Origin of the sequence: Pseudomonas sp. SIMBA_068, assembly GCF_046534705.1 — a bacterium.
GTDB lineage: Bacteria > Pseudomonadota > Gammaproteobacteria > Pseudomonadales > Pseudomonadaceae > Aquipseudomonas > Aquipseudomonas putida.
This window is the reverse complement of record NZ_JAWRYI010000001.1, coordinates 1,255,313-1,280,613: the sequence shown is the minus strand read 5'-3', so window position 1 is coordinate 1,280,613 and position 25,301 is coordinate 1,255,313. Positions and strand designations below refer to the sequence as shown.

The window sequence follows — 25,301 nt, the reverse complement described above, 5'->3', positions numbered from 1 at the left end:
TCTTCCTCTGCAGGTGCTGCCATGGCGGGCGTAAAATGGAAACACCCCCAATCTACCCCGGAGGTGCATCATGCGTACCGCCCTCGTGTGTGCCGTGCTCATGGCGCTGTCACTGAACAGCATGGCACAAGGCTCCCCGGCCGCGCAGGTCGAGGTGCGTTTCGACCACCCGGAACAATTCCGCGACGCCAGCCTGGACAGCCACGGTTATGAGCGTGGCGCCGACGCCTATGTGATGAAGTCCCTTACCCAGTACCTGCAAAAGCTCGGTCAGCGTTACCTGCAGCCGGGCCAGCAGCTGGTCATCGATATCCGCGACATCGACCTGGCCGGGCGCTTCGAGCCCTGGCACAGCCAGGCCTACGATGTGCGTTTCATGCGCGAGATCACCTGGCCGAGCATCGACCTCACCTACACCCTCAGCCAGCCGGGCAAACCCGCCCAGCAGGCCGAGGAACGGGTCAGCGACAAGATGTACCTCAGCCGCCCCGGCCGGGGCGCCAGCAGCAGCGACCGCCTGTATGCCGAGAAGGCCATGCTCGACGACTGGTTCCGCCAGCGCTTCGCGACGCACCCGGCAACCTGAAAAAGCCTTCACTGGTACAGGCGTTGGTGCCGATAGTATGCTCGGCCCTTCAACCTTTACCAGGGAAGGGTATTTCATGAAACTGTGCGCCGTACAACTGGCGTCGCTCAAAGGCGATTTGCCAGGCAATCTCCAGCGTCATCTGGCCTGCATCGAGCAGGCCGCGGCCCTTGGCGCGGAGCTGGTGGTGTTCCCCGAACTGTCGCTGACCGGCTATGAGCCCAGCCTTGCGCGCCAGGCCGCCTTGCCGGTCAGCTCCGAGCGACTGGGCCCGCTGCAGGCAGCCTGTGACCGCCTGGGTATCACCGTGGCCGTTGGCCTGCCGTTGCCGACACCCGACGGTATTCGCATCGGCATGCCCATCTTCAGCCCCGGGGCACCGCGCCAGGCCTACGCCAAACGGCGCCTGCATGATGACGAGCTGCCCTACTTCACCCCAGGCGATCAGGCACTGCTGCTGCAAGTAGGCGATCATCGGGTGGCACCGGCAATCTGCTACGAATCGATGTTCATGGCCCACGCGGCCGCCGCCCGCGAGCACGGCGCCGACCTGTATCTGGTCAGCGTGGCGAAAACCGCCAAGGGCATCCGCGAGGGATACGCACATTACCCGGAGGTGGCACGTGAACTGGGCATGCCGATACTGATGGCCAACTGCGTGGGGCCAGCCGACACCTTCATCGGTGCGGGCGGTTCGGCAGCCTGGGACAGCCAGGGGCGCTTGCTGGCCCGCCTGGACGACCACAGTGAAGGGCTGATCATGCTGGACACTGGCAACGCCAGCGCAATGGCCCTGCCTTTGGACCCACACCCGGCATGATCTATCTGTTTCTGGCGTTGCTGAGTTACACCTGCACCTACTACCTGGTCGGCTTGCTGATCCAGGGCCAGCTTGCCGATGTGGCCGAGGGTTTGCGCCATCGGCCCGATGCACCGACACCCGGCGAGTACCTGCGTGCGGTCAAGGCCCATGCACGTCGGGCCCATCGGCAGTACACCCTGATGGCTGGCTCGGCGCTGGCGTTGCTGGCCTGCCTGGTCGCCAGCTGGTTCAGCTGACGCCTACAGGTCCAGCGCGAGGCTTTGCCGGCCCTCCAGCGCCAGCAAGTACTGCTTGGCCGCCAGGCCACCGGCAAAGCCGGTCAGGCTGCCCGAAGCGCCGATCACGCGGTGGCACGGGGCGATGATCGAGATCGGGTTGCGGCCATTGGCGGCGCCTACCGCTCGCACCGCGCTGGGGTTGCCGATCTGCCGGGCGATGTCGCCGTAGCTGCGGGTTTCACCGAAGGGTATCGCCAGCAGCGCGGCCCACACCTGGCGCTGGAACTCGGTACCGGCGAAATCCAGCGCCAGCTCGAAGCGCTGGCGTTTGCCCGCAAAGTACTCGCCAAGCTGCCGCACGGTGTCCAGTAGCACCGGGCACTGGTCGTCACGGTGCAAGGCGCCGAGGCGCACGCGGTTTTCCCGTTCCTCTTCCCACAGTACGGCTGCCAGGCACTGGCCGCGGGCAACCAGGGTCAGGGTGCCGACGGGCGAATGCATGAAGGTGAATGCGCTGGACATGAGCGGGTTCCTGCCTGTTTGCGTTCGGCGTACTGTACGCATCCACAGCCCTGCACGCACCCGCTTTCTTGCTCAGGTAATTGCACAACCGGCAATCCGGCGCGCTTCCCTGAGGTTGACCCTGGGGATCAGCTCGGCTGGAATCCGCGAGATCGATGACAGGTTGTAAACGTGGAAGTGCTCGTTCACGACCTCCCTGGCCATCAGCGTCAACGACGGCAGGATGCGGCTCTCCCAATGCTGGTCGAGCCCACACGGCGAACACTGCCCCTGGCCGTTCTCGTAGAAGCGGCCGACGCTCTGATCCAGGTCCACCCCCACCAGCAACACTTCTTCGAAGCCCAGGTGATAGGCCAACTGCAAGGCCACGTACGCCACTGTGCGGGCGTCGAAGAAACCCTGCGCCAAGTCTTTGCTGAAGGCAATCGAGCGGCTGCGTTTGCTCCACAGGGTGCGGTTGCACACGCAGCTGTCACCATGGCCACGCAACCCGTCCAGCAGGCCCGGCGTATCCGCTTTATGCAAGGCATAGCACTCGGTGCCTACCGGCACATCGGCACCCGCATACTGCTCGGGCCAGAGCGCCAGGCGCTCGCTGTCGCGCACGGCAGTGGCGAACAGGGCCGGCTGTTGCTGGCGAAAGCTTTTGTCGGTGCACACGTAGAAGAATGGATGGATGCCGTGTTCGGCGGTCATCGCAACCGAACCGTTCATGGCGATGATGGGTAAATGGGCGAATTCGCCCAGCGGAAAATGCTTGGCAGAGGCGCCAGAGGCAAGGATCACCACGGGGCCCTGTTGGGTGTTGCGACACGCCTCGAAACTGGAGAACGCCCCGCGTTCAGCGCTTGGCTGCAACGGAAGTGTGTTCATCAATGGCATCTTTAACTGGACAGTACAAACCACAATACTGATCCGTGTATATGCCGTGGCCGCTTTTACCTAACTTTACCTACCTGAACATAATCGACCGCCATGTCCCTGACTGGCGGGGTTCTGGAGCGCTGCACAGCGCTCAGACGGTGCATGTTCAATGCCGCCTGGTTCGACTCAGTCCATTTCAGCAGACCACCTGGCCCAAGGGTTGTTCCCCCACTTTGGATCAGGAATACCGATTACCACCCTGGAGGCGACAGACGGCCCGCCGCCATTTCATCAAACGCGGTTTTATTCATGAGCCTGCTTGATGCTTGTCACGGGTGAGACTAATACTTAAGTCTCTGCCTGGGGAGGCACGAAACATGCAAACCAGATTCGTTATCGTTCCTGCGGTGCCGATAGAAAAGGAGTCGTTCCGCGTGGGTACCCGCTACTACGCCGCTACCGTGTGTGGAGGGTTCGACATTTACGACAACCAGGCGAAGGAGAGGCTCAAGCCGAGCTACCCGAGCCGGACAGATGCGCAGGTGCAGTGCGAGCAATTGAACAAGCGAAGTGAAGTGGGGTGATCGTGGGCGCTCGATATACAGGCGCCCGTGCGATCCCTGCAGGCGCAACGAGGGGCCGCACAGCGGCCCCCGGTGTCTAAAATAACTGTCAGCCCAGGAACAGCTGGTACGCCGGGTTGTCAGTCTCATCCCAATACCGATACCCCATCTCGTCCAGTGCCAAGGGCAAGCCCGCCGACTCATCCGCCGGCACCTCCAGCGCAGCAAATACCCGGGCCTCCGCCGCGCCGTGGTTGCGGTAATGGAACAGGCTGATGTTCCAACGCTTGCCCAACCGCTCCAGGAAGCCCAGCAACGCCCCTGGGCGCTCGGGGAACTCAAAGCGCAGCACCCGCTCATCAGCGCCCGGCGCTGCGTGGCCGCCCACGGTATGGCGCACATGCAGTTTGGCCAGCTCGTTGTCGGTCAGGTCCAGCACGCTGTAACCCTGCTCACGAAGGTTGGCCAACAGCTGATCACGCGGGTCGTGCACCGGGTGAGTCTGCACCCCGACGAACAGGCGCGCTTCCTTGCCTGGGAAGTAGCGGTAGTTGAATTCGGTGATCTGCCGCTTGCCCAGCGCCTGGCAGAAGGCGCGGAAGCTACCTGGCTGCTCGGGGATGGTCACGGCGATGATCGCCTCGCGCTGCTCGCCCAGCTCGGCCCGCTCGGCCACATGGCGCAGGCGGTCGAAGTTGACGTTCGCCCCGGAGTCAATGGCCACCAAGGTCTGCCCTTGCACGCCTTCGCGTGCCACGTACTTCTTGATCCCGGCTACGGCCAAGGCACCAGAAGGCTCGGTGATCGACCGGGTGTCGTCGTAGATGTCCTTTATCGCCGCGCACAACTCGTCACTGCTGACGGTTACCACTTCGTCGACAAAATGCCGGCACAGCTCGAAGCAATGAGCGCCGATCTGCGCCACCGCTACACCGTCGGCGAAGGTGCCGACCTGCGGCAGGATCACCCGCTCGCCGGCGGCCATGGCGGCCTGCAGGCAGTTGGAGTCCTCCGGCTCGACGCCAATCACCTTCACCTCGGGGCGCAGGTACTTCACGTAGGCAGCGATACCGGCGATCAGCCCGCCACCGCCCACCGGTACGAAAATGGCGTCCAGCGCGGCCGGGCGCTGGCGCAGGATCTCCATGGCCACGGTGCCCTGCCCGGCGATCACGTCCGGGTCATCGAACGGCGGCACAAAGGTGGCGCCTTCGCTGTCGGCCAGCGTCAGGGCATAGGCCAGGGCGTGGGGGAAGCTCTCACCGTGCAGCACCACATGCCCGCCGCGCGACCGCACCCCCTCCACTTTGAGTGACGGCGTGGTGGTCGGCATGACGATGGTGGCCTTCATGCCCAGGTGCGACGCCGCCAGGGCCACGCCCTGGGCATGGTTGCCCGCCGAGGCGGTGATTACCCCACGCTCGCGCTGCACAGCACTCAGGCGTGACAAACGGGTGTAGGCGCCGCGGATCTTGAACGAGAAGGTAGGTTGCAGGTCTTCGCGCTTGAGCAGCACCTGGTTACCCAGGCTGGCAGACAGTGCAGGCGCGGCTTGCAGCGGCGTTTCGATGGCCAGGTCGTACACCGGCGCGGCCAGAATGCGCCGCACCTGCTCCGACAGCAGTTGCTGGGGGGTGACGGTAAGACGAGGGACGCTGAAGCTGGTCATCGATGACTCCTTGGCTTTTTTATGTTGCCCAGGAGTCAGAGAGAAAAAACCCGCCTCCAGGGCGAGTTCGGTGCACGTACGCGCTAGCCCGCCAAGCTGATAATGGCGGTAATAATAATGGCGTTCACATGCGGGAATGTATTCATGGGGTAGGAACTTAGCCGTTAGTGCGGCACAAAGTCAACACTTGGCTTGCTGCGCCGAAAGCGGCACATCGAACACTTTGTCGAAGCCCCACTGGAAGGCAAAGGCGTAGACGAAGAAGAACACGAACAACGCCAGGTTGGTCAGCAGCGCCGCCCACAGGCTCACATCCAGCCAGTACGCCACCAGCGGCAGCAGGATCACCACCAATCCGCCCTCGAAGCCCAAGGCGTGCAGCAAGCGCCGCATGAATGTGCGCTCACGCTGGCGCTGGCGCGCTTCCCAGCGCTCGAACACCCAGTTGTAGCCCATGTTCCAGCTCATCGCGATGCCTGACATCAGCACCGACAGCACCGTCGACTGCGCCATGCCGGCACCGAACGCCAGCTCCAGCGCGGGCGCCACGCAGGCGACCGCGATGGCTTCATAGAGAATGGCCTGGACGATCTTGCGGGCCTTGCCTTGCATGTTCAGCTCCCTGAATGAACGACCTGTAAAGCTACAAGATGTAGCTCACAAGAAAAAGCCCGAAATTTGGACAACAGCGTATAGGGCTGCTTGTATCTATCCCGTACAGAAGTGACATTTCGTACAACTTCGTCGAGGGAAGCGAGCGAGGATAAAGACGATGGCCCACTCTGCCATGCCGGTGCCTGCCATATGAGCCTGGCATTCATCGATTTTCTCACCTACGTGCTGTTCGGCCTGAAGATCCTGGCCATCATCCTTGCCTCGCTGATGTTCCTGCTGGGCCTGGACGACCTGTTCATCGACCTGTGCTACTGGGTGCGCAAGTTGATCCGGCGCTTTCGCGTGTATGACAAGTACGAAAAGGCCGACGAAAAGCGCCTGTACGAAGTGCCGGAAAAACCCCTGGCCATCATGGTCCCGGCCTGGAACGAAGTGGGTGTGGTCGGTGAAATGGCGCGCCTGGCGGCCTCCACCATCGACTACGAGAACTACCAGATTTTCGTCGGCACCTACCCCAACGACCCGCAAACCCAGGCCGACGTCGACGCGGTGTGCCTGCACTACCCCAACGTGCACAAGGTGGTGTGCGCACGCCCAGGGCCCACCAGCAAGGCCGACTGCCTGAACAACATCATCGACGCCCTGCTGCGCTTCCAGCAGGACGCCGGCATCGAGTTCGCCGGTTTCATCCTGCATGACGCCGAAGACGTGATCTCGCCCATGGAGCTGCGCCTGTTCAACTACCTGCTGCCGAACAAGGACATGATCCAGATCCCGGTCTACCCCTACGCACCGGAATGGAAAGGTTTTACCGCCGGCCACTATGTCGACGAGTTTGCCGAAAACCACGGCAAGGACGTCATCGTCCGCGAAGCGCTGACCGGCCAGGTGCCCAGCGCCGGTGTCGGTACCTGCTTCAGCCGCCGCGCCATCAGTGCGCTGCTGGAGGACGGCGACGGCATTGCCTTCGACGTGCAGAGCCTCACCGAAGACTACGACATTGGCTTTCGTCTGAAGCAAAAGGGCATGAAGTGCATTTTCGCCCGTTATTCCATCACCGACCCGGCGCTGACCCTGAAGCAGGAGTGGCGCCCGGGCATGAGCCGGGAATTCTCCCAGGTGATCTGCGTGCGCGAGCACTTTCCGCGTGACTGGCAGAATGCCATCCGGCAGAAGTCGCGGTGGATCGTCGGCATCGTGTTCCAGGGCACCAGCAACCTCGGCTGGAGCCGCAAGGGCGCACTCAACTACTTCCTCTGGCGCGACCGCCGTGGGCTGTTCGCCTACCTGCTGAGCTTTTTGGTCAACATGTTGCTGCTGGTGTTGCTGGCCATGTGGCTGGTTACGGTGATCGCGCCGGACTCGTGGCGCTTCATGTCGATCCTTAGCGACAGTTGGCTGTTGTCTACCCTGCTGTGGCTGAACGGGCTGATGCTGTTCAATCGCCTGTTCCAGCGCGGCTGGTTCGTCACCCGTTTCTATGGTATCGGCGAAGGCCTGCTGTCGGCACCGCGGATGATGTGGAGCAACTTCGTCAACTTCTTCGCCAACCTGCGTGCCCTGCGCCAAGTGATGGAAATGGGCGACTCGCGGCGCGTGGCCTGGGACAAGACCACCCATGAATTCCCCGCCATCGCAGCCCCTGCCCGCACGCCGCTGGGCCAGCGCCTGGTGGCCAAAGGGCTGATCAGTGACGAACAGCTGCAACAGGCAATCACCAGCCCGGTACGCCGGCGCCTGGGCCGCGAGCTGCTGCTGCGTGGCTGGGTGAACAGCGAACAACTGGTGGCCACCCTGGCCGAGCAGCTGGACCTGCCCTGGGCGCCGCTTAACCCGTTCAAGCTCGACCCGCAACTGATTGCCACACTGCCACGCAAACTGGCGACGCACTATGGCGTGCTGCCCGTTGCCGAAGACGGCGACACGCTGATCCTTGCCAGCGAAAGCCCGGTCAGCCAAGTGTCGCTGGGGGTGATCAGCCGCTACCTGAAACGCCCGGTCCGCGTGCGACTGGCGCCGCAGGGCCGGGTAACCCTGGGCCTGCGCTACCACTACCCAAGCCCTTGGCAGAAGCCGGAAACCCGCGACATGCTGGCCATTCTGGAGCGCCATCAGGACGATGAAGCGCTGCTGGAGCGTGTCAGCCACCACCAGATCATGCTCGGTACGCTGTTGCAGGTGCGCGGCATGGTCCCGGTCACCCTGTTCAACCAGGCGCTGATCGACTTCGACCCCGAGCACCAGAGCCTGGGCGAGCACCTGATCGCCCGCGGCATCATCACCGAACAGGTGTTGCAGCAGGCGCTTGACGAACAGGCCATCGAGCAGCAGGCCGCCCTTGATCTGACCCGGGAGGTGGCATGAAGCCGCGCTTTTCCCTCACTTTCACTGGCCTGTTGCTGTGCTGCGCCGCGCTGCCTGTCGACGCCTCGGCACCGATGACCGACTTCCAGCGGTTCACCAGCTTCCCGTTCATGGACCGCGGCTATCGTGAGGCCAAGAAAGACAACTGGGCCGAGGTCGAGCGCCTGACCCGTCACGTGCTGGGCCGGGTGCCGAACAACGACGAGGCCCGCGCACTGCTGGTAGAAGCCCTGGCCCATCAACGCCGCTACAAGGAAGCCGAAGCGCTGGCCGCACAGCTCGACGGCAGCCCCGAATACGCCGACGCCCTGCTCGAGCTGCGCCTGACCTGGATCGAACAGGACCCACCGCCGGCCAGCCAGGTGGAACAATGGCTGGCTGCCAGTGAGGGCAATCAACGCGTGCGCCTGTGGCAGGCCTATAGCCTGAGCCTGGCCAAATTCGGTGGCGCGGGCAAGGCGCTGGACTGGCTCAGCCAGTTGCCGCCCAGGGATGACGGCCAGGTATTGCGCCTGGTCCGGGCCAACTTCGCCGAACAACTGCGCAACTGGAAGGAAACCATCGAGCAACTGCAGCCGCTCGCCGACAAGGGCCAGTTGCCCGCCGAAGACTGGCAACGCCTGGCCAATGCCTATGTCCAGCAGGTGGATGAAAAAGGGTTGAACAAACTGCTGCCCAGCGCGCCCTCTCCTCAAGCAGCTGACCAGGCGCGCCTGGCCATGGCCAACCGCGCCATTGCCATGGGCCACAATCAGCAAGCCCAGCGCTGGTTGCAGTCGCTGCCGCCAGATCAACTGAATAAGCCCGACCAGCGCCAGCAATTGTGGGAGCTGGCCCGCGAAGGTGATGATGCGGCACTGGTGCGCCGCCTGAGCAACGACCTGCAACGCCCCTGCCTGGACACCGTCGACTGGCTGTCACGCCATGACCCGGACCTGGCCCGCGAACAGTTCAAAGGCTGCACACCCACTACCGACACGCGCGCCTACGCCGTGCTCAAGCAACGCCTGTATGGCGACCCGCCGCAGCCCCCACAACCGCGCACAGCCAGAGAATGGGAAAACCGCTACCGGCAAAGTGGCGACCTGGCCGCACTGGAGCAAGCTACGTTCCTGCTGGTGGAACAGGGCCAGGCCGGTCACGCCCGGCAACTGCTGGAACAGGCCTACGAGCGCCGTCAGGGCCGCCTCAGCCCATCGCTGTTGCAGCGCCTGGGCAACCTGTATGCCCGCAACGATGGGCCTCTGGAAAGCCACCGCATGCTCGGCCTGATCCCCCGGGTCGATGCCAATACCCGTGCCCAGTTGCTCGGCCGCCTGGCCGAGGCCGGCCAGTGCAACGCCGTTCGCCAGGCGGTGCCGGCCACCCCCCGCGAGCCCGGCCAGTACCGCGCCCTGGGCCGCTGCGCCATGCCCGACCAACCCGGTGAAGCGGTGGTCTACTACCAGGCCGCCGAGCGCCTGGGCGACGCCGGCAACCGCCTGGCGTTGGCCTATGCACTTGAAGCGGCCGGCGACTCCGAAGCCGCGCTGCCTATCTGGCGCAGCCTGCCGGACAGCGCCTGGACCGACAACGCCCGCCTCACGGCCGCCGGTGGCGCGCTGAACGCAGGCGACGCTGACGCGGCCCGGCGCTATTGGGACGCTGCCGCACACCACAGCGCCGATGACTGGGCACTGGGCGCAGCCATTGCCCAGCGCCAGGGCAATTACCAGGCGGCCTTGGGTTTCCAGCGCCATGCCTTGGCAAGCAACCCACGGGCCGACCACTACCACGCCGCGGCCAACACCGCGCAACTGGCCGGCGACAGCGCCCAGAGCATGGCCTGGCTCGCCGAAGCCGTGCGCCTGGCCCCCGATCAGCCACGTTACCGCGCCGACTACGGCATGCGCCTGGCCGGCTCGACAGACAAGGCCCAGCGCCGCCAGTCAATCCCCTACCTGGAGCGTGCCACGCATGACTTCCCCGAGGATTATCGCCTCGGCGAAACCCTGGCCTTGCGCTACGACGAAGCCGAAGACAGTGCCTCGGCACGCCGCGAGCTGCGCCGCATCCTCGATGTGGAGCAGAACCTGGTCGACGGTGACGACGAATACGGCAGCCTGGAAGCCCGCAAATACCGCCAGCGCCGAGCCCACGAAAGCTTGTCACGGCGTGACACCATCACCCTGGCCAGCACCTGGTCACCCGCCGGCACCTCGACCAATGACAAGTTCCTCGACAACGGCCAGCGCAGCGGCAGCTCACGCCGTGCCCAATCGCAGAACGTGCAGTTGGCCATGTGGGACCATGCCCTGGGCGAAGAACCCAGCCGCAACGGCAGCACCCTGTCGGTGTATGGCCGGGTACTGTTCGGTGGCCAGAGCCGCACCGACTATGCGCAAAGCATGGGTACAGGGGTCGGCCTGCGTTACAAGCCGCTCGGCCAGGCCAACCTCAACCTGTACGCCGAGCTGTACCACCAGCGGCAGATCGACGAAGCGCACTACCGCGGCCTGAGCCTTGGCCAGCTGCTGAGCCCGGCCAAGGTCGGTGGCAACTGGGGCGACCTGCGCCACCATGCCGAATCGAGCAACGACCTGCTGTTGCGCGCCACCGCCTCGTTCTTCGACCAGGGCGACTGGCGCAATGACTGGCGGGTGGATGAAGACGACTGGAACGAGCGCTTCCTCTACCTCGACGCGGCCTGGTGGACCCGCGCCGGCGATCACGCCTGGCTGTCGCGCTACCAGCAAGGCCATGCCTGGAAACTTCCCGGCAGTGCCCCGCAAACCCTCATGCCCTATGGCTTTGTCGAGTTCTCCAGCCAGGACCCGAGCAACGACTGGCGCCAGGACGCCCGGGCCGGGGTTGGCGTGCGCTGGCAATGGTGGTTCGATGACGACCGCTACAACGCCTACCGCGGCTCGCTGAAAGTGCGTGCCGAGTACCAGCAGTCGCTGGGCGGCAATCTTTACGAGCGCGCCAACGGCGTGCTGGTCGGTGCGGAGATGACCTTCTGATGCGTGCGATCCTCGCCTTCTGCCTGTTTGCCCTGTGCCTGCCCGCCACGGCCGACCAGCGCCTGTTCTACCAACCGCTCAACCGCGACGCCAATGTCACTCCCGCCCAGTGGCAACAGCTGTGGCATGCCACCGTGGCCCAGGGGGGCAAGGCTTTGATCGTGCAATGGAGCGCCTATGGCGACAGCGACTTCGGCGGCACCCAGGGCTGGCTGGCCAACAGCCTGCGCAGCGCACGTGCCCAAGGCCTGCAGGTGGTGCTGGGGCTGTACATGGACCCCGCCTACTACCAGCGTCTGGATGAACTGGACGGCGAAGGCCTGAACAGCTATTGGAAAGCGCAACTAGGGCGCTCGCTCACCCAGTACCAGCAATTGCGCCAGGCCTGGCAGTTGTCGGTGGACGGCTGGTACCTGCCCATGGAGCTGGACGACCAGCATTTTCGCGACCCCGCGCGGCGCGAAGCGCTGTTCAGCCAGTTACAGGCCTTCAACCGCCAACTGGACAAGCCTCTGCACATCAGTGCCTTCAGCGCAGGCAAGCTGTCGCCCCGGGTCAACGCCGCCTGGCTGGATCAACTGGCAGGCCTGGGCTTGACTGTGTGGTGGCAGGATGGCGCCGGCACCGGGCGATTGCCGCCGTTGGTGCGCCAGGGTTACGAACAGGCCTTGCCGTGCCGAATAGGCGTGGTGCGCGAGGCGTTCCGCCAGGTGAGCGCACCTGGGCAGGTATTCAGGGCTGAACCTACGGAGCCGAAACTGGTTGGCGGGTGCCATCTCGAGGCGGTGTTTGACTTGCGCTACAGGCCCTGGGCCCGGGGTGTTTTGCCACAGAATTGAGTCGCCAGGGCTGGCCCTTTCGCAGCACAAGGCTGCTCCTGCAGATAGCGCACGCCTCCTGTAGGAGCAGCCTTGTGCTGCGAAAGGGCCCGGCCTGGCAAAGCAGTACCCCCAGGAGCTCACCCATGTTCAAAACCATCGAGGAGCACGTACGCAAGCAGGTCGCCCCCGCCGCCCTGCGCGCCGAGTTCCGCCAGCACGAATTCGAGTCCATGCGCCCGTTCTGCCTGCTGGTAATCTGCGTGAGTATCCTGGTCTGGCTGGTCTTCGACCTGATCGTCAGTTTCCTCGCAGGCCAGGGCTTCACCTGGCTGTCCTACCTGTTCATCTCCCTGCTCGGCTGCCTGGCCGTCGTGCTGAACTTTACCCGCCGCAGCCATCACTTCGACGTGCTCAACCTGCTGTTCATCACCGTCATCACCTTGGGCATGCGCCTGGTGATCGAAGGCCTCCCGGTGGCCCTGCGCCCGGTATGGCTGATCCTAGGGGTCTCCACCGTGCTGTATGCCATGTCGGTGCTGCCGGTGCGGCGCTGGTCATTCTTCTGCGCCATGGCCATCACGTGGGTGATGCTCAGCCCGTTCTACCACACCCGCATGGAGCCCGACGCGGTCGAAGGCGCCATGTTGATCAGCTACGCAGTGTTTCTCAGCGGCCTGGTCAGCTACAGCTACCTGCAGATCCGCAAGACCAAGCTGCACAACTTTTACCTGTCCAAGGTGCTGCTCGAGCAAGCCTACGTCGACGCTCTGACCGAAATCCCCAACCGCCGCTCGTTCATGGCCAAAGCGGAGCAACAGTTGCATCAGGCAACCCCCGGGCAGTACCTGGCGATGGTCGACATAGACAACTTCAAGAAGGTCAACGACCGTTTCGGCCACGACATCGGTGACGAAGTACTCAAACGCGTTGCGCTACACATCAAGGCAGCCATGGTCGACGCCGAGTTTGCGCGGTTGGGCGGCGAGGAATTCGCAATTTTTCTTGAGGGGCTGGACCAAAAAGGCGCTGAACAGCGGGTGGAGGCATTGCTACGCAGAGTGCGTGAAGATTCAGGTGCTCATCCGGTGACTATCAGCATCGGCCTGGCACAGGTGAGCGCGGGCGATACGTTAACCATGGCGCTGATCAAGGCCGACCAGGCGTTGTATGAAGCCAAACACACCGGCAAAGACCGTTTCGTGCTGTGGACTACCCAGCTGGCAAGCGAATCCTGAACTGCGCCCCGCCCAGCGCCGACTGCGCCACAGTCAGGGTCCCGCCCTGCCCTTCGATCGCCCGCCGGCTGATCGCCAGCCCCAGGCCAAAACCGCCGGTGTTGCGGTCGCGGCTGCGATCCAGCCGGTAGAACGGCTGGAAAATCCGCTCCCGCTCCTCCACCGGAATACCAATCCCGTCATCCTCCACCGTCAGCAGGCAAGCGCCATCGTCCTCCAGACGCAAGCGCAGCAACAGGCTTTCGTCGCAGTAGCGCATGGCATTGCGCACCAGGTTCTGCACCGCGCGCGCTGTCAGCCGTGGGTCCAGCACAAACCGGGGCAAATTGCCCTCGGCCCTTACTTCCCACTGGATACCCCGGCCATCAAGCTCTTCGGCAAAACCGCCGAGTACGCTGTCGACCAGTTCCAGCAACGACACCTCGACCCGCTCGCGGGCCTGGTCGGCGTTGTACAGGCGGCTGTAGGACAACAGTTCCAGCACCAGCTCATCCAGCTCGCGCACATGCCCCACCAGCTCCAGCAGCCGCTTGCGGCTGGCCTGCGGCACTTCGTCGAACAGCAGCACAAGGCCGAAGTCCAGGCGGGTCAGCGGCGTGCGCAGCTCATGGGACACCGCATTGAGCAGCTCGCGCTGCTGGTTGACGTGGCGCTCCAGGTCACTGGCCATGGTGTCGAACACCCCGGCCAACTCACCAATGTTGGAATGTGGCGAAATGTGAGTGCGCTCGGCCATCTGCCCCTGGCCCAGGCGCCGGGCGGTTTCCTTCAGGCGCTCAAGGTCGCGCCAGTGCGGCCATACCCATAACAACAGGCAGCCCAGCATGGCCGCACCGATCAGCACGGTCACGCCCCACGACAGCACATTGATGTCCAGCGGGTCTGGCGGTGCATGCAGGCGCACCAGCCACTCCTTGTCCAGCGGTGCCAGCACTGTTTCGTAGTAGCCCCACTCGGCAATTCGTACCGCGTACTGGCCGTGCTGCAGCCGCGCTTGCTCATCCGCGCTGAGTTCGGCCTGGCCCATGCGCAGCAGCTTCACTTCCAGCGGGGCGAACGCATTGGCCAGGTCTTTCTCCACGGCCGGCCACTGCTCGCGCGGGGCTTGGTGGAACTGGCGCACGATCAACGATTGCACACCTTTGGCCTGGTCCAGGTTGTAGGCCATGAAGCGTTCCTGGAACAGGCCAACGATGGTATCGGGAATGAACAGCAACGCACCGGCGTAGGCGACGATGATCACCAGATACAACCGCACCAGGATTTTGAGCATGGCCGGTCAGCACTCCCACTCGACGCGGCTGAACAGGTAGCCCTTGCCCCACACTGTCTTGATCTTGCGCGCTTCGCCGGCGTTATCGTCGAACTTGCGCCGCAGCTTGGAGATGGCCACGTCCACCGAACGGTCGGTGCCGTTGAACTCGATGCCGCGCAGCTGCTGCAAAATGCGGTCGCGGTTCAGCACTTCGCCGGCATTGCGCGCCAGCACCACCAGCAGGTTGTACTCGCCGCTGGACAGCTCCACCTCTTCGCCGCGCCAGCTGACCGTGCGCTCGGCCAGGTCGATGCGCAGGCCTCCGATCAGGATCAGGTCGTTATCCAGCCGCGGCTCGTTGACGCTGCTGCGGCGTAGCAGGGTACGCACGCGGGCCAGCAACACGCGGGGCTCGCAGGGCTTGGTCACGTAGTCGTCGGCGCCCATTTCCAGGCCCAATACCTGGTCATGGCTGTCGTCGCGGGCGGTCAGCATCAGGATCGGCAGGGTCTGTGACTCCTGGCGCAGCAGGCGGCACAGTTGCAGGCCATCGATACCCGGCAGCATCAGGTCGAGGATGACCAGGTCAGGCTTTTGCCGACGATATTCGTCCAGCACATGATCGCCCCGGGCGATCACCTGGACATGGAAGTCGTTGCGTTGCAGGTAGCTGGCGATCAGCTCGGACAGGGCGCTGTCGTCTTCGACCAGGAAAATATTCGGCATAGGTGCTTGGGAATCTGGGTTGAGGTAGGCCTGTACGCGATCCCTGTGGGAGCGGGTTTACCCGCGAAGAGGCCGGCACAGGCATACGCAGAATATAGAACCCAGCCGCTCGAAAGGATTGTTCTTCACACTTTTTCACACTCGCCCTACAGGTGTTAACAGCCGCATGGGCAGTACCTGCCGTACCATAGGCGCGGTCATCATCGGAAGATCCGCATGCCTACTACCCTCCCCCATCGCCTGCGCCCATTGGCGCTCATGGCGTTTCTGAGCCTGTCCCTGGCCGGCTGTGGCGACAGCGCCGAGCAAGACGAAAAAGCCCCCACACCGCAAGTGCGGGTAGAAACCCTGCAACTGCAGCCACTGGCTATCAGCAGCGAACTCAGCGGCCGCATCCTGGCGCCGCGCACCGCCGAAGTGCGCGCACGCGTCGCGGGCGTGGTGCTCAAGCGGGTGTACCGCGAAGGCAGTGACGTCAAACAGGGCGATGTGCTGTTCCTGATCGACCCAGCGCCATTCAAGGCTGATCATGACAGCGCCCGCGCCACCCTGGCAAAGGCCGAGGCCACCTTGTACCAGGCGCGTTTGCAGGAGCAGCGCTACCGCGAACTGGTCGACGACAAGGCTGTCAGCCGCCAGGAATATGACAACGCCAAGGCCAGCTTCCTGCAGGCCGATGCCGAAGTGGCCGCCGCCAAGGCTGCCCTGGAACGCACCCGCCTGAACCTCGGCTACGCCACAGTAACGGCACCGATTTCCGGCCGTATCGGCCGTGCCCTGGTCACTGAAGGCGCACTGGTCGGCCAGAGCGAGACCACCCCGCTGGCGACCATCCAGCAGCTGGACCCGATCCATGCCGACGTTACCCAGTCTACCCGCGAGCTCAACGCCCTGCGCCGCGCCTTGCGCGCAGGCGAACTGCAGCAGGTGGGCGACGGCCAGGCCCGCGCCACGCTGATCCAGGACGACGGCAGCGCCTACCCACTGCCCGGCAAGCTGCTGTTCTCCGACATCAGCGTCGACCCCACCACCAACCAGATCACCCTGCGCAGCGAGTTCCCCAACCCGGACCTCGACCTGCTGCCCGGCAGCTACGTGCGCGTACGCCTGGAGCAGGCCGTGCAACCCAAGGGCCTGAGCGTGCCCCAGCGCGCCATCCTGCGCGACAGTGCCGGCGTGCCCAAGGTGCTGGTGGTGGACCAGCAGGCCCGGGTCAGCGATCGCCAGGTGGTACTGGGCAGCGCCCAAGGCGACCGCTGGGTCGTCAGCGAAGGCCTGGCCCCCGGCGAGCGGGTAGTGGTCGAGGGGCTGCAACACGTCAAGGCCGGTGACCAGGTGCAGGTCGACAACGCATCCGGGGCACCGCCCATCGCACAGCACACCGGCCAGTGAGGGCCTGATTCATGCCGCAATTCTTCATCGACCGCCCGGTGTTCGCCTGGGTGGTCGCGCTGTTCATCCTGCTGGCCGGAGCGCTGGCCATCCCGCAGCTGCCGGTGGCCCAGTACCCCAACGTGGCACCGCCGCAGGTGGAAATCTACGCCGTGTACCCGGGCGCCTCGGCGGCGACCATGGACGAAAGCGTGGTGAGCCTGATCGAGCAGGAGCTCAACGGCGCCGACAACCTGTTGTACTTCGAGTCGCAGAGCAGCCTCGGCAGCGCCACCATCACCGCCACCTTTGCCCCGGGGACCAACCCGGACCTGGCCCAGGTCGACGTGCAGAACCGCCTGAAGGTGGTCGAGTCGCGCCTGCCGCGCCCGGTCACCCAGCAGGGCCTGCAAGTGGAAAAGGTGTCCACCGGCTTCCTGCTGCTGGGCACCCTCACCTCTGAAGACGGCAAGCTCGACGAAACCGCACTGTCGGACATTCTCGCGCGCAACGTGATGAACGAGATCCGCCGCCTCAAGGGCGTCGGCAAGGCCCAGCTGTACGGTTCGGAGCGCGCCATGCGCATCTGGATCGACCCGGGCAAGCTGATCGGTTTCAACCTGACGCCCAACGACGTGGCCGAGGCCATTGCGGCGCAGAACGCTCAGGTCGCGCCTGGCAGCATCGGCGACCTGCCCAGCCGCGACACCCAGGAAATCACCGCCAACGTGGTGGTCAAGGGCCAGCTGAGCACCCCCGAGGAATTTGCCGCCATTGTCCTGCGCGCCAACCTGGATGGCTCCACGGTCACCGTCGGTGATGTCGCCCGGGTCGAGATCGGCGCCCAGGAATACCAGTACGGCACGCGCCTGAACGGCAAGCCGGCCACCGCGTTCAGCGTGCAGCTGTCGCCGGGTGCCAATGCCATGGAAACCGCCACCCTGGTGCGGGCGAAAATGCAGGAACTGGCGCGTTACTTCCCGGAAGGCGTCAAGTACGACATCCCCTACGACACCTCGCCGTTCGTCAAGGTGTCCATCGAGCAGGTCATTACCACCCTGTTCGAAGCCATGTTGCTGGTGTTCGCGGTGATGTTCCTGTTCCTGCAGAACCTGCGCTACACCCTGATCCCCACCCTGGTGGTGCCGGTGGCGCTGATGGGCACATTCGCGGTCATGCTGGCCATGGGCTTCTCGGTCAACGTGCTGACCCTGTTCGGCATGGTGCTGGCCATCGGCATCCTGGTCGACGATGCCATCGTGGTGGTGGAAAACGTCGAGCGCATCATGGCCGAGGAAGGCCTGCCGCCCAAGGAAGCAACGCGCAAGGCCATGGGCCAGATCAGCGGTGCAATCGTCGGCATCACCCTGGTGCTGGTGGCGGTGTTCCTGCCCATGGCCTTCATGCAGGGCTCGGTGGGAGTGATCTACCAGCAGTTCTCGCTGTCGATGGCAGTGTCGATCCTGTTCTCGGCATTCCTGGCCCTCAGCCTCACCCCGGCGCTGTGCGCCACCTTGCTCAAACCGGTGGCCAAGGGCGAGCACCATGAACGCAAAGGCTTCTTCGGCTGGTTCAACCGGCGCTTTGAAAGCATGAGCAACGGCTATCAGCGCTGGGTGGTGCAGGCGCTCAAGCGCAGCGGCCGCTACCTGCTGGTGTACGCGGTGCTGCTGGCGGTGCTGGGCTATGGCTTCAGCCAGTTGCCCACGGCATTCCTGCCCACCGAAGACCAGGGCTACACCATCACCGACACCCAGCTGCCACCCGGGGCCAGCCGCATGCGCACCGAGCAGGTGGCCGCGCAAATCGAGGCACACAACGCCGAAGAACCCGGCGTGGGCAACACCACCGTGATCCTCGGCTTCAGCTTCTCTGGTAGCGGGCAAAATGCAGCGCTGACGTTCACCACCCTCAAGGACTGGTCCGAGCGTGGTGCCGACGACAGCGCCCAATCGATTGCCGACCGCGCCAGCGCGGCCTTCTCCCAGTTGAAGGACGCCGTGGCGTTTTCGGTGCTGCCGCCGCCTATCGACGGCCTGGGTGAGTCGACCGGCTTCGAGTTCCGCCTGCAGGACCGCGGTGGTATGGGCCACGCCGAGTTGATGGCCGCCCGCGACACGCTGCTGGCCAATGCAGGCAAAAGCAAGGTACTGACCAACGTGCGCGAAGCCTCGCTGGCCGAAAGCCCGCAGGTGCAACTGGAGATCGACCGCCGCCAGGCCAATGCCCTGGGCGTGTCGTTCGCCGACATTGGCTCGGTACTGGATGTGGCGGTGGGCTCCAGCTACGTCAACGACTTCCCCAACCAGGGCCGCATGCAGCGGGTGGTGGTGCAGGCCGAAGGCGACCAGCGCAGCCAGGTCGAAGACCTGCTGAAAATCCACGTACGCAACAACAGCGGCAAGATGGTGCCACTGGGCGCATTCGTCCAGGCCAAGTGGGTCAGCGGCCCGGTGCAGTTGACCCGCTACAATGGCTACCCGGCGGTGTCGATTTCCGGTGAGCCGGCTGCCGGCCACAGTTCGGGCGAAGCCATGGCCGAAATCGAACGCCTGGTGGCGCAGCTGCCGCCCGGCGCCGGTCTGGAGTGGACCGGCCTGTCGCTGCAGGAGCGTTTGTCCGGCAGCCAGGCGCCGATGCTGATGGCATTGTCGTTGCTGATCGTGTTCCTGTGCCTGGCAGCGCTGTACGAAAGCTGGTCGATCCCGACCGCCGTGCTGCTGGTGGTACCGCTCGGTATCCTGGGCGCGGTGCTGGCCGTGACCCTGCGCGGCATGCCCAACGACGTGTTCTTCAAGGTTGGCCTGATTACCCTGATCGGCCTGTCGGCGAAGAACGCCATCCTCATCATCGAGTTCGCCAAGCACCTGGTCGACCAAGGGATGGACGCCGCAGACGCCGCCGTACAGGCCGCCCGCCTGCGCCTGCGGCCCATCGTGATGACCTCGCTGGCGTTCATCCTCGGCGTGGTACCCCTGGCCATTGCCAGCGGCGCCAGCTCGGCCAGCCAGCAGGCCATCGGCACCGGGGTGATCGGCGGCATGCTCAGCGCCACGTTGGCGGTGGTGTTTGTGCCGGTGTTCTTCGTGGTGGTGATGCGCCTTGCGGGACGGCGTCAGGCGCGTGACGCCAACGCACAAGTTGGGATCAGCGAAAGCTGACTGGACAAGCCCCGTGTGAAATGGGAGGGTTCCCGGCAATGACTGCCCGGAGCCCTTTTTCATGCCTGATGCACTGCCCCCCTGCTCCATCCTCATTCTCGCCGGCGGCCGTGGCCAACGCATGGGCGGCCGTGACAAAGGCCTGGTCGCGTGGCAGGGCGAACCGCTTGTTGCGCATGTACAGCGGGTGGTGCGGCCGCTAAGCGATGACCTGGTGATTTCCTGCAACCGTAACCAGGAGGCTTACCGTACGTACGCTGACCAGCTGGTGGGCGATGCCGAAGCGGACTTCCCCGGGCCGTTGGCGGGGGTGATTGCCGGGCTCAAGGTGGCACGGCATGAGTGGATGGTGGTACTGGCCTGCGATGCACCACTGGTTGACCGCGATTTGATCGAGGCGCTGTCAAGGCTGGCGGTGGCCAGTGACAGTGCGGCAATGGTACGTCAGGGTGGGTTTTGGCAGCCGATGTTCAGCGTGCTGCCACGGCGGTTACTGCCAATGCTGGAGCAGGCCTGGGCGACGGGAGAGCGGAGTTTGCAGAAGGCCTTGCTGCGCGAGGCGGTGCAGGGGTTGGAGTGTGCCGATGATGATCGCCGGTTGAGCAACTTCAACAGCCCGGAACTGCTGCAAGGCTGAGATTCTCTGCTGCCTGTACCGGCCTCTTCGCGGGTAAACCCGCGAAGAGGCCGGTACAGGTAATGCATCATCCAGCAGGCAACTCCGCGACACTGATCTCGCGCATCCTGAACTTCTGCACCTTGCCGGTCACCGTCATCGGGAACTCGTCGACAAAGCGGAAGTGACGGGGCACCTTGAAGTGCGCAATCCGCGCCTTCGCCCACTCACGCAGCGCTTCTTCACTGGCGGTATGCCCCGGGTGCAGCCGCACCCAGGCCACGATTTCTTCGCCGTACTTGCTGCACGGCACGCCAATCACTTGCACATCCGCCACCGCCGGGTGGGTGAAGAAGAACTCTTCCAGCTCGCGCGGGTAGATGTTCTCGCCGCCGCGAATGATCATGTCCTTGCTGCGCCCGACGATGCGCACATACCCCTGCTCGTCCATTACCGCCAGGTCGCCGGTGTGCATCCAGCCCTCGGCATCGATGCTGTCGGCCGTGGCCTTGAGGTTGTTCCAGTAACCGAGCATCACGCTGTAGCCGCGGGTGCACAGTTCGCCGATCTCGCCACGCGGCACGGTGTTGCCGTCGGCGTCCACCACCTTGTTCTCCAGCCGTGGCTGGGTACGGCCAACACTGGTCACCCGGCGCTCCAGGTCATCATCGGGCCCGGTCTGCAGCGACACCGGGCTGGTTTCGGTCATGCCATAGGCAATCTGCACCTCGGCCATGTGCATTTCGCCGATCACCCGGCGCATCACCTCGATCGGGCAGGTGGCGCCGGCCATGATCCCGGTGCGCAGGCTCGACAGGTCGAACTCGCCGCGTTGCGGGTGGTCCAGTTCGGCGATGAACATGGTCGGCACACCGTACAGCGCGGTAGCCTTTTCCTCCGCCACCGCACGCAGTGTGGCCAGCGGGTCGAACGCATCATTGGGGTAGATCAGGGTGCTCCCGTGGGTCATGCAGCCAAGGTTGGCCATGACCATGCCGAAACAGTGATACAGCGGCACCGGCACCACCAGCCGGTCGTGCTCGGTAAGGCCCAGGCTTTCGCCGACCATGTAGCCGTTGTTGAGGATGTTGCTGTGGCTGAGGGTGGCACCTTTGGGGAAACCGGTTGTACCCGAGGTGTACTGGATGTTGATCGGGTCATCGCAGCGCAATTGCGCCTGGCGCTCGGCCAGGGCCTCGCGGCTGACAGCGTCGGCACGGGCTTGCAACGCGGGCCAGGCCAGGAAGCCTGGGGGTGGCGAGACGGCCAGGCTGACCACGCCGCGCAGTTCGGGGAAGCGCTCGCAGATCAGCGCGCCGGGTTGGCCGCTGGCCAGGGCTGGGATCAGCCCCTGCAGCATGGCGTGGTAATCGGAGGTCTTGAACGCGTCGGCACAGATCACCCAACGGCAGCCAGACTGCCCGAGGACGTAATCCAGCTCGCTGGAGCGATAGGCCGGGTTGATGTTGACCAGGATCGCGCCCACCTTGGCGCTGGCGAACTGGGTGATGCACCACTCGGCGCAGTTGGGTGCCCAGATACCCAGCCGGTCACCGGGTTGCACGCCCAGTGCCATCAGCGCGCGGGCGTGCTGGTCGACGGCCTCGGCCAGTTGCTGCCAGGTGTAGCGCAGGGCCTGGTGGCGCACCACCAGCGCCTCCCGGTCGGGGAAGCGGGCGACAGTGGTATCGAAGGCGTCGCCGATGCATTGGGTAAGCAGGGCTTTGTCTGGATTGCCCTGGGAGTAGCTTGGCTGGGGCATGGCAACCTCTTGTTGTTTTTGTGGTGTCTCGGCCGGCCTCTTCGCAGCGCAAGGCTGCTCCTACATTGGAACGCGGTGACCTGTAGGAGCAGCCTTGTGCTGCGAAGAGGCCAGCCCATACATCGGAACGCGGTGACCTGTAGGAGCAGCCTTGTGCTGCGAAGAGGCCAGTAAATCCACCCTCGTTCTAGCGGATGAACACCTGCGGCGTAGTGGTGGACATGTCACCACCCGGCAACTTGATGTTCTTCACCTTCTCCAGCGTATCCGGGTTGAACACTGCCAGGTCGTTGAAGGTGCCGCCCAGGTACAGCTTGTCGCCCTTCTTGTCGAAGGTGACGCAGTAGTAAGTGTGCTCAAGGTTAGCCGCCTTGATCAGCTTGCGCTGCTTGATGTCGTACTTGGCCAGGCGGTTGAGCACGCCGTAGATCTGGTTCGGGTCTTTAGGCGAGCGCAGGCCGGTGAAGTACAGCTCGGTCAGGTCGGCGAATTCCTGGGTGTGGGTCTTGCCGGTCTTGAGGTCGACGCTCAGGTAGCCATACAGTGGCTCGGCGGTGGCCGGGTCCTGCTTGTCGTCCTTGAACCTGGCAATCGTGTACAGCATGGTGAACTCGTGCCGCGGGCTCTGATGCGGCCAGAAGTACAGCACGTCCGGGGCGCTGTAGCCTTTGCGGTTCCAGTTGCGCAGCGGCAAGGCCACCGTGTACTTGCCGGTTTTCACATCCATCTTGTAGATGTCCGGCCCTGCGACAAACAGGCTGCCATCGTCGGCGGCACGCATCAGGTACACCTGGCGCGGCATCGGGAATGTGCGCACCGGCTTGGCCTGCAGGCCATCGTCGGTGCTGAACACCTCCAGCCGTGGCGGCTTGACCACGTAATGGTCGTTCAGCATCTGGGTCGGGTTGACCGTGGCGTACACTTCCTTGCCATCCGGGCTGATGGCGAACGAGTACATAGACCGGCCCACTTCACCCGCCACGCTCGACAGGTTGGCCCGGAAGGTGTTCTTGCAGGTATCCAGGTCGATGCCGTAAATGTCGCCGTAGTGATTGTTGAGCACGTAGGCGGTGCGGTTGTCCGGCGCCATCATCGCAGTGCCAGGGCCGAACTTGTCGGGCATCTGGCAGCTTTTGTACACCGTGTCGGTGGCCACATCGACCACATGCAGGTTGTTCGGGTAGTTGGTCACGATCATGTATTCGTGGCCAGCCTTCAGCGCAGGCCCGGTGTCGTCAGCCTGAGCCAGCCCGGCGCAGGCCGTGGCGGCGATGGTGAGCGCGAGTTGCGCGCAGCGTCCAGCTTTCATGCGGTTTCCCCTTGTCATTCTTGTTGGGCCGGTTACTTGTCTTTCGGGAACACAGTGCCCAGGTTGCGCCAGTCATCCGCCGAGTTGGTCGCCTGGGCGTTCCAGTCCTGATAGGTGCTCATCATGTCCGGCACCTGGGCCGGCCACCAGCAAGGGTCGGAGCAGCCATACAGGTCGGCCTCCATCGGTTGGCACAGCGAGCTCACGCCACCAAAGGCATCCACTTCCCAACCCGGGTCCGTGGTGGCCGTGCAGCCGGCCACCGCACTCATGGCCATGACTTCTTCGATGCGGTCTTCGGCAGCGGCCTGCTCAAGGATGCGCGCCTTGTTGTTCAGGGGCTTCAAGTGCTTCATGTCAGTGCGCCTTCCGCGGGGTGATGTAGCGGTCGATGAAGGCCGGGTTGGCGGCCATGATGCGGCTGTAGACTTCGATGCCGAAGTCGACCCAGTCGCGCATCAGTTCGCAGTAGTGGTAAGTCGGGTGCTGCGGGTCGCCGTAGCGGGCGTAGCTTTCGTGGTAGCAGCCGCCAGAGCACAGGTTGCGAATGCGGCAGCTCTCGCAGCCGGTGTTGCTGCGGTCCAGGCGCTGCGACAGGAAGTCGTTGAGCTCCACCTGCTTCACCCCCTGATGCACGTTGCCGAAGGTCGGCAGGCTAGAGCCGGTGAAACGGTGGCACAGGTTCAGCTCACCTTCATGGTCCACCGCCAGCATTTTCAGCCCGGCACCGCATGGCAGGGCCTTCTTGTGGCCCTCGTGAATGTCGGTGATCAGCTGGTGCAGGTTGGAGAAACCGATGTTGCGGTGCTCCAGCGCTGCGTCCAGGTAACGGCGGCCCAGCGCCTTCATGTTGGCGAAGACCTCAACCAGTTCTTCGCCGGTGAGGTTGAAGGCCGCCATGTCGCCGGAGGTGACCGGGGCAAAGCCGACTTCGGCAAAGCCCATTTCGTTGAACAGGTGGTTCCAGATGGTCTCGATATCGGTGATGCCGCGGGTCAAGGTTACCCGCGCGCCCACCGGGCGACTGTTGTAACGCGACAGCAGCATGTCGGCCTTGCGCCGCACCACGTCATAGGTGCCCTGCCCGCCCACGGTGATGCGGTTGCGGTCATGCACGGTCTTGGGGCCGTCGATGCTGATCGACAGGCCGAAACGGTGGGCATTGAGCCAGTCGACAATTTCTTCGGTCAGCAACGTGGCATTGGTGGTCATGATGAACTCCACCTGCTTGCCCGCCTCGGCGAAACGCCGCTCGCAGTAAGCCACCATGTGCTCGATCAGCGGCCGGTTGGACAACGGCTCGCCACCGAAGAACACCACGCTGTAGCGCTCCTCGTCGGGCGACTCCTTGAGCAGCATTTCCACCGAGGCTTCGGCGGTGGCGGTGCTCATCTTCTTGCCGGCAGAAGGCTTGTCCAGGTCTTCCTTGTAGCAATAGGTGCAGCTGAGGTTGCAACCAGTGTTGACGTTGAGCACCACGGTATTCAGCGCGGTGCGCTCGACCCGCTTGACGCCGATTTCCGGGGTCAGCGGCGAGCCGTCACTGACCAGCTCCAGCGCGATCAGCTCGCGCAGGGTGTCCTGGATATCGTTGCCGGCAAACTGCTGGCCCAGGCGCTGCATCAGCTCCTCGGCCGAACAGCCTTGCTGGCGCAACGTGTCGATGATGCCCCCGGTCACCGCGTCGGCGGTGAACAGCGAACTGCTGGGGATATGGAACAGCATGCGGTCGGCATCAACCTGCACTTCATGCAGGTTGCGTTCGACCAGGTTCAGTAGTGCGCCCATGGCGACCTCCCGGTAATCGATCCGATGGAAA

Annotated in this window: 21 protein-coding genes; 11 read left to right on the top strand and 10 right to left on the bottom strand. The window is 64.1% G+C overall.

Going from position 1 to position 25,301, the window contains the following annotated elements; all coding sequences use genetic code 11:
* The first annotated feature begins 70 nt into the window (after positions 1–70).
* The 3 genes from SB756_RS05865 (at position 71) to SB756_RS05855 (ending at position 1,645) form a co-directional block, all read left to right on the top strand.
* Positions 71–586, top strand: coding sequence for a DUF3016 domain-containing protein (locus SB756_RS05865; protein WP_410910381.1), 516 nt, complete (start codon positions 71–73; stop codon positions 584–586).
* A gap of 76 nt (positions 587–662) precedes the next feature.
* The gene (locus SB756_RS05860; RefSeq protein WP_410910380.1) at positions 663–1,406 is read left to right on the top strand and encodes a carbon-nitrogen hydrolase family protein; all 744 of its coding nucleotides are present in this window, start codon (positions 663–665) and stop codon (positions 1,404–1,406) included.
* Positions 1,403–1,645, top strand: coding sequence for a hypothetical protein (locus tag SB756_RS05855; RefSeq protein ID WP_016499490.1), 243 nt, complete (start codon positions 1,403–1,405; stop codon positions 1,643–1,645). Before SB756_RS05860 ends, SB756_RS05855 begins: the two co-directional genes overlap by 4 nt.
* A gap of 3 nt (positions 1,646–1,648) precedes the next feature.
* On the opposite strand, the gene SB756_RS05850 is transcribed toward SB756_RS05855, so the two are convergent.
* Together SB756_RS05850 and SB756_RS05845 are read right to left on the bottom strand one after the other, a co-directional pair.
* Positions 1,649–2,149, bottom strand: a complete 501-nt coding sequence (locus SB756_RS05850) for a methylated-DNA--[protein]-cysteine S-methyltransferase (protein ID WP_341798752.1) — start codon at positions 2,147–2,149, stop codon at positions 1,649–1,651.
* A 72-nt stretch (positions 2,150–2,221) separates the two neighbouring features.
* The gene (locus SB756_RS05845; RefSeq protein ID WP_410910379.1) at positions 2,222–3,022 is read right to left on the bottom strand and encodes a lipopolysaccharide biosynthesis protein; all 801 of its coding nucleotides are present in this window, start codon (positions 3,020–3,022) and stop codon (positions 2,222–2,224) included.
* Between the two features lie 368 nt (positions 3,023–3,390).
* Here SB756_RS05845 and SB756_RS05840 point away from each other — a divergent pair, with 368 nt between their 5' ends.
* Positions 3,391–3,597 carry a hypothetical protein gene (locus tag SB756_RS05840; RefSeq protein WP_341798750.1) on the top strand — a complete coding sequence of 69 codons (207 nt, stop codon included), beginning with the start codon at positions 3,391–3,393 and terminating at the stop codon, positions 3,595–3,597.
* An 88-nt stretch (positions 3,598–3,685) separates the two neighbouring features.
* Here the strand turns inward: SB756_RS05840 and ilvA are convergent, their stop codons facing one another.
* Complete coding sequence (gene ilvA / locus SB756_RS05835; RefSeq protein WP_410910378.1) at positions 3,686–5,245, bottom strand: threonine ammonia-lyase, biosynthetic; 1,560 nt, start codon at positions 5,243–5,245, stop codon at positions 3,686–3,688.
* A 180-nt stretch (positions 5,246–5,425) separates the two neighbouring features.
* Positions 5,426–5,857: a PACE efflux transporter gene (locus tag SB756_RS05830; protein ID WP_016499485.1), complete on the bottom strand. Its 432-nt coding sequence runs from the start codon at positions 5,855–5,857 to the stop codon at positions 5,426–5,428.
* A gap of 192 nt (positions 5,858–6,049) precedes the next feature.
* Here SB756_RS05830 and nrfB point away from each other — a divergent pair, with 192 nt between their 5' ends.
* The 4 genes from nrfB to SB756_RS05810 all read left to right on the top strand — a co-directional run bounded on the left by nrfB (position 6,050) and on the right by SB756_RS05810 (position 13,282).
* Positions 6,050–8,224 (top strand): cyclic di-3',5'-guanylate-activated glycosyltransferase NrfB, encoded by a 2,175-nt coding sequence (nrfB, locus tag SB756_RS05825; RefSeq protein ID WP_410910377.1) that lies wholly within the window; start codon positions 6,050–6,052, stop codon positions 8,222–8,224.
* Entirely contained in the window at positions 8,221–11,226 is a 3,006-nt protein-coding gene (locus tag SB756_RS05820) for a phage receptor (protein WP_410910376.1), read from the top strand. Before nrfB ends, SB756_RS05820 begins: the two co-directional genes overlap by 4 nt.
* Positions 11,226–12,065, top strand: a complete 840-nt coding sequence (locus SB756_RS05815) for a DUF4434 family protein (RefSeq protein ID WP_410910375.1) — start codon at positions 11,226–11,228, stop codon at positions 12,063–12,065. The genes SB756_RS05820 and SB756_RS05815 overlap by 1 nt, the downstream gene beginning before the upstream one ends.
* 125 nt (positions 12,066–12,190) lie before the next feature.
* Positions 12,191–13,282, top strand: coding sequence for a sensor domain-containing diguanylate cyclase (locus SB756_RS05810; protein ID WP_341798746.1), 1,092 nt, complete (start codon positions 12,191–12,193; stop codon positions 13,280–13,282).
* On the opposite strand, the gene SB756_RS05805 is transcribed toward SB756_RS05810, so the two are convergent.
* On the bottom strand, positions 13,257–14,555 hold the full coding sequence (locus SB756_RS05805) for an ATP-binding protein (protein ID WP_016499480.1): 1,299 nt from the start codon (positions 14,553–14,555) through the stop codon (positions 13,257–13,259). The genes SB756_RS05810 and SB756_RS05805 overlap by 26 nt on opposite strands.
* A gap of 6 nt (positions 14,556–14,561) precedes the next feature.
* A complete protein-coding gene (locus SB756_RS05800) occupies positions 14,562–15,263 on the bottom strand; it encodes a response regulator transcription factor (protein WP_016499479.1) in 702 nt (233 codons plus the stop codon).
* A gap of 216 nt (positions 15,264–15,479) precedes the next feature.
* Here SB756_RS05800 and SB756_RS05795 point away from each other — a divergent pair, with 216 nt between their 5' ends.
* From SB756_RS05795 to mobA, 3 genes are all read left to right on the top strand, one after another.
* On the top strand, positions 15,480–16,655 hold the full coding sequence (locus SB756_RS05795) for an efflux RND transporter periplasmic adaptor subunit (protein ID WP_410910374.1): 1,176 nt from the start codon (positions 15,480–15,482) through the stop codon (positions 16,653–16,655).
* An 11-nt stretch (positions 16,656–16,666) separates the two neighbouring features.
* Positions 16,667–19,795, top strand: a complete 3,129-nt coding sequence (locus SB756_RS05790; protein WP_341798744.1) for an efflux RND transporter permease subunit — start codon at positions 16,667–16,669, stop codon at positions 19,793–19,795.
* A gap of 61 nt (positions 19,796–19,856) precedes the next feature.
* Positions 19,857–20,432: a molybdenum cofactor guanylyltransferase MobA gene (mobA, locus tag SB756_RS05785; RefSeq protein ID WP_174370435.1), complete on the top strand. Its 576-nt coding sequence runs from the start codon at positions 19,857–19,859 to the stop codon at positions 20,430–20,432.
* Between the two features lie 67 nt (positions 20,433–20,499).
* On the opposite strand, the gene SB756_RS05780 is transcribed toward mobA, so the two are convergent.
* The 4 genes from SB756_RS05780 to peaB form a co-directional block, all read right to left on the bottom strand.
* The gene (locus SB756_RS05780) at positions 20,500–22,173 is read right to left on the bottom strand and encodes a fatty acid CoA ligase family protein (RefSeq protein WP_410910373.1); all 1,674 of its coding nucleotides are present in this window, start codon (positions 22,171–22,173) and stop codon (positions 20,500–20,502) included.
* Positions 22,174–22,360: 187 nt separating this feature from the next.
* Positions 22,361–23,482, bottom strand: a complete 1,122-nt coding sequence (peaD, locus tag SB756_RS05775; RefSeq protein WP_241801178.1) for a quinohemoprotein amine dehydrogenase subunit beta — start codon at positions 23,480–23,482, stop codon at positions 22,361–22,363.
* A gap of 32 nt (positions 23,483–23,514) precedes the next feature.
* Entirely contained in the window at positions 23,515–23,838 is a 324-nt protein-coding gene (qhpC, locus tag SB756_RS05770; protein ID WP_016499473.1) for a quinohemoprotein amine dehydrogenase subunit gamma, read from the bottom strand.
* Position 23,839: 1 nt separating this feature from the next.
* Positions 23,840–25,270, bottom strand: a complete 1,431-nt coding sequence (gene peaB / locus SB756_RS05765; RefSeq protein ID WP_341798741.1) for a quinohemoprotein amine dehydrogenase maturation protein — start codon at positions 25,268–25,270, stop codon at positions 23,840–23,842.
* Positions 25,271–25,301 lie beyond the last annotated feature (31 nt).

Excerpts from the sequence above, each read along its gene's own strand:
- SB756_RS05780 (WP_410910373.1), bottom strand. The coding sequence starts at position 22,173 with ATGCCCCAGCCAAGCTACTCCCAGGGCAATCCAGACAAAGCCCTGCTT.
- SB756_RS05840 (WP_341798750.1), top strand. The coding sequence starts at position 3,391 with ATGCAAACCAGATTCGTTATCGTTCCTGCGGTGCCGATAGAAAAGGAG.
- peaB (WP_341798741.1), bottom strand. The coding sequence starts at position 25,270 with ATGGGCGCACTACTGAACCTGGTCGAACGCAACCTGCATGAAGTGCAG.
- SB756_RS05810 (WP_341798746.1), top strand. The coding sequence starts at position 12,191 with ATGTTCAAAACCATCGAGGAGCACGTACGCAAGCAGGTCGCCCCCGCC.
- SB756_RS05820 (WP_410910376.1), top strand. The coding sequence starts at position 8,221 with ATGAAGCCGCGCTTTTCCCTCACTTTCACTGGCCTGTTGCTGTGCTGC.
- peaD (WP_241801178.1), bottom strand. The coding sequence starts at position 23,482 with ATGAAAGCTGGACGCTGCGCGCAACTCGCGCTCACCATCGCCGCCACG.
- SB756_RS05845 (WP_410910379.1), bottom strand. The coding sequence starts at position 3,022 with ATGAACACACTTCCGTTGCAGCCAAGCGCTGAACGCGGGGCGTTCTCC.
- ilvA (WP_410910378.1), bottom strand. The coding sequence starts at position 5,245 with ATGACCAGCTTCAGCGTCCCTCGTCTTACCGTCACCCCCCAGCAACTG.
- qhpC (WP_016499473.1), bottom strand. The coding sequence starts at position 23,838 with ATGAAGCACTTGAAGCCCCTGAACAACAAGGCGCGCATCCTTGAGCAG.
- nrfB (WP_410910377.1), top strand. The coding sequence starts at position 6,050 with ATGAGCCTGGCATTCATCGATTTTCTCACCTACGTGCTGTTCGGCCTG.
- SB756_RS05855 (WP_016499490.1), top strand. The coding sequence starts at position 1,403 with ATGATCTATCTGTTTCTGGCGTTGCTGAGTTACACCTGCACCTACTAC.
- SB756_RS05795 (WP_410910374.1), top strand. The coding sequence starts at position 15,480 with ATGCCTACTACCCTCCCCCATCGCCTGCGCCCATTGGCGCTCATGGCG.
- mobA (WP_174370435.1), top strand. The coding sequence starts at position 19,857 with ATGCCTGATGCACTGCCCCCCTGCTCCATCCTCATTCTCGCCGGCGGC.
- SB756_RS05800 (WP_016499479.1), bottom strand. The coding sequence starts at position 15,263 with ATGCCGAATATTTTCCTGGTCGAAGACGACAGCGCCCTGTCCGAGCTG.
- SB756_RS05850 (WP_341798752.1), bottom strand. The coding sequence starts at position 2,149 with ATGTCCAGCGCATTCACCTTCATGCATTCGCCCGTCGGCACCCTGACC.
- SB756_RS05815 (WP_410910375.1), top strand. The coding sequence starts at position 11,226 with ATGCGTGCGATCCTCGCCTTCTGCCTGTTTGCCCTGTGCCTGCCCGCC.
- SB756_RS05860 (WP_410910380.1), top strand. The coding sequence starts at position 663 with ATGAAACTGTGCGCCGTACAACTGGCGTCGCTCAAAGGCGATTTGCCA.
- SB756_RS05790 (WP_341798744.1), top strand. The coding sequence starts at position 16,667 with ATGCCGCAATTCTTCATCGACCGCCCGGTGTTCGCCTGGGTGGTCGCG.
- SB756_RS05865 (WP_410910381.1), top strand. The coding sequence starts at position 71 with ATGCGTACCGCCCTCGTGTGTGCCGTGCTCATGGCGCTGTCACTGAAC.
- SB756_RS05830 (WP_016499485.1), bottom strand. The coding sequence starts at position 5,857 with ATGCAAGGCAAGGCCCGCAAGATCGTCCAGGCCATTCTCTATGAAGCC.
- SB756_RS05805 (WP_016499480.1), bottom strand. The coding sequence starts at position 14,555 with ATGCTCAAAATCCTGGTGCGGTTGTATCTGGTGATCATCGTCGCCTAC.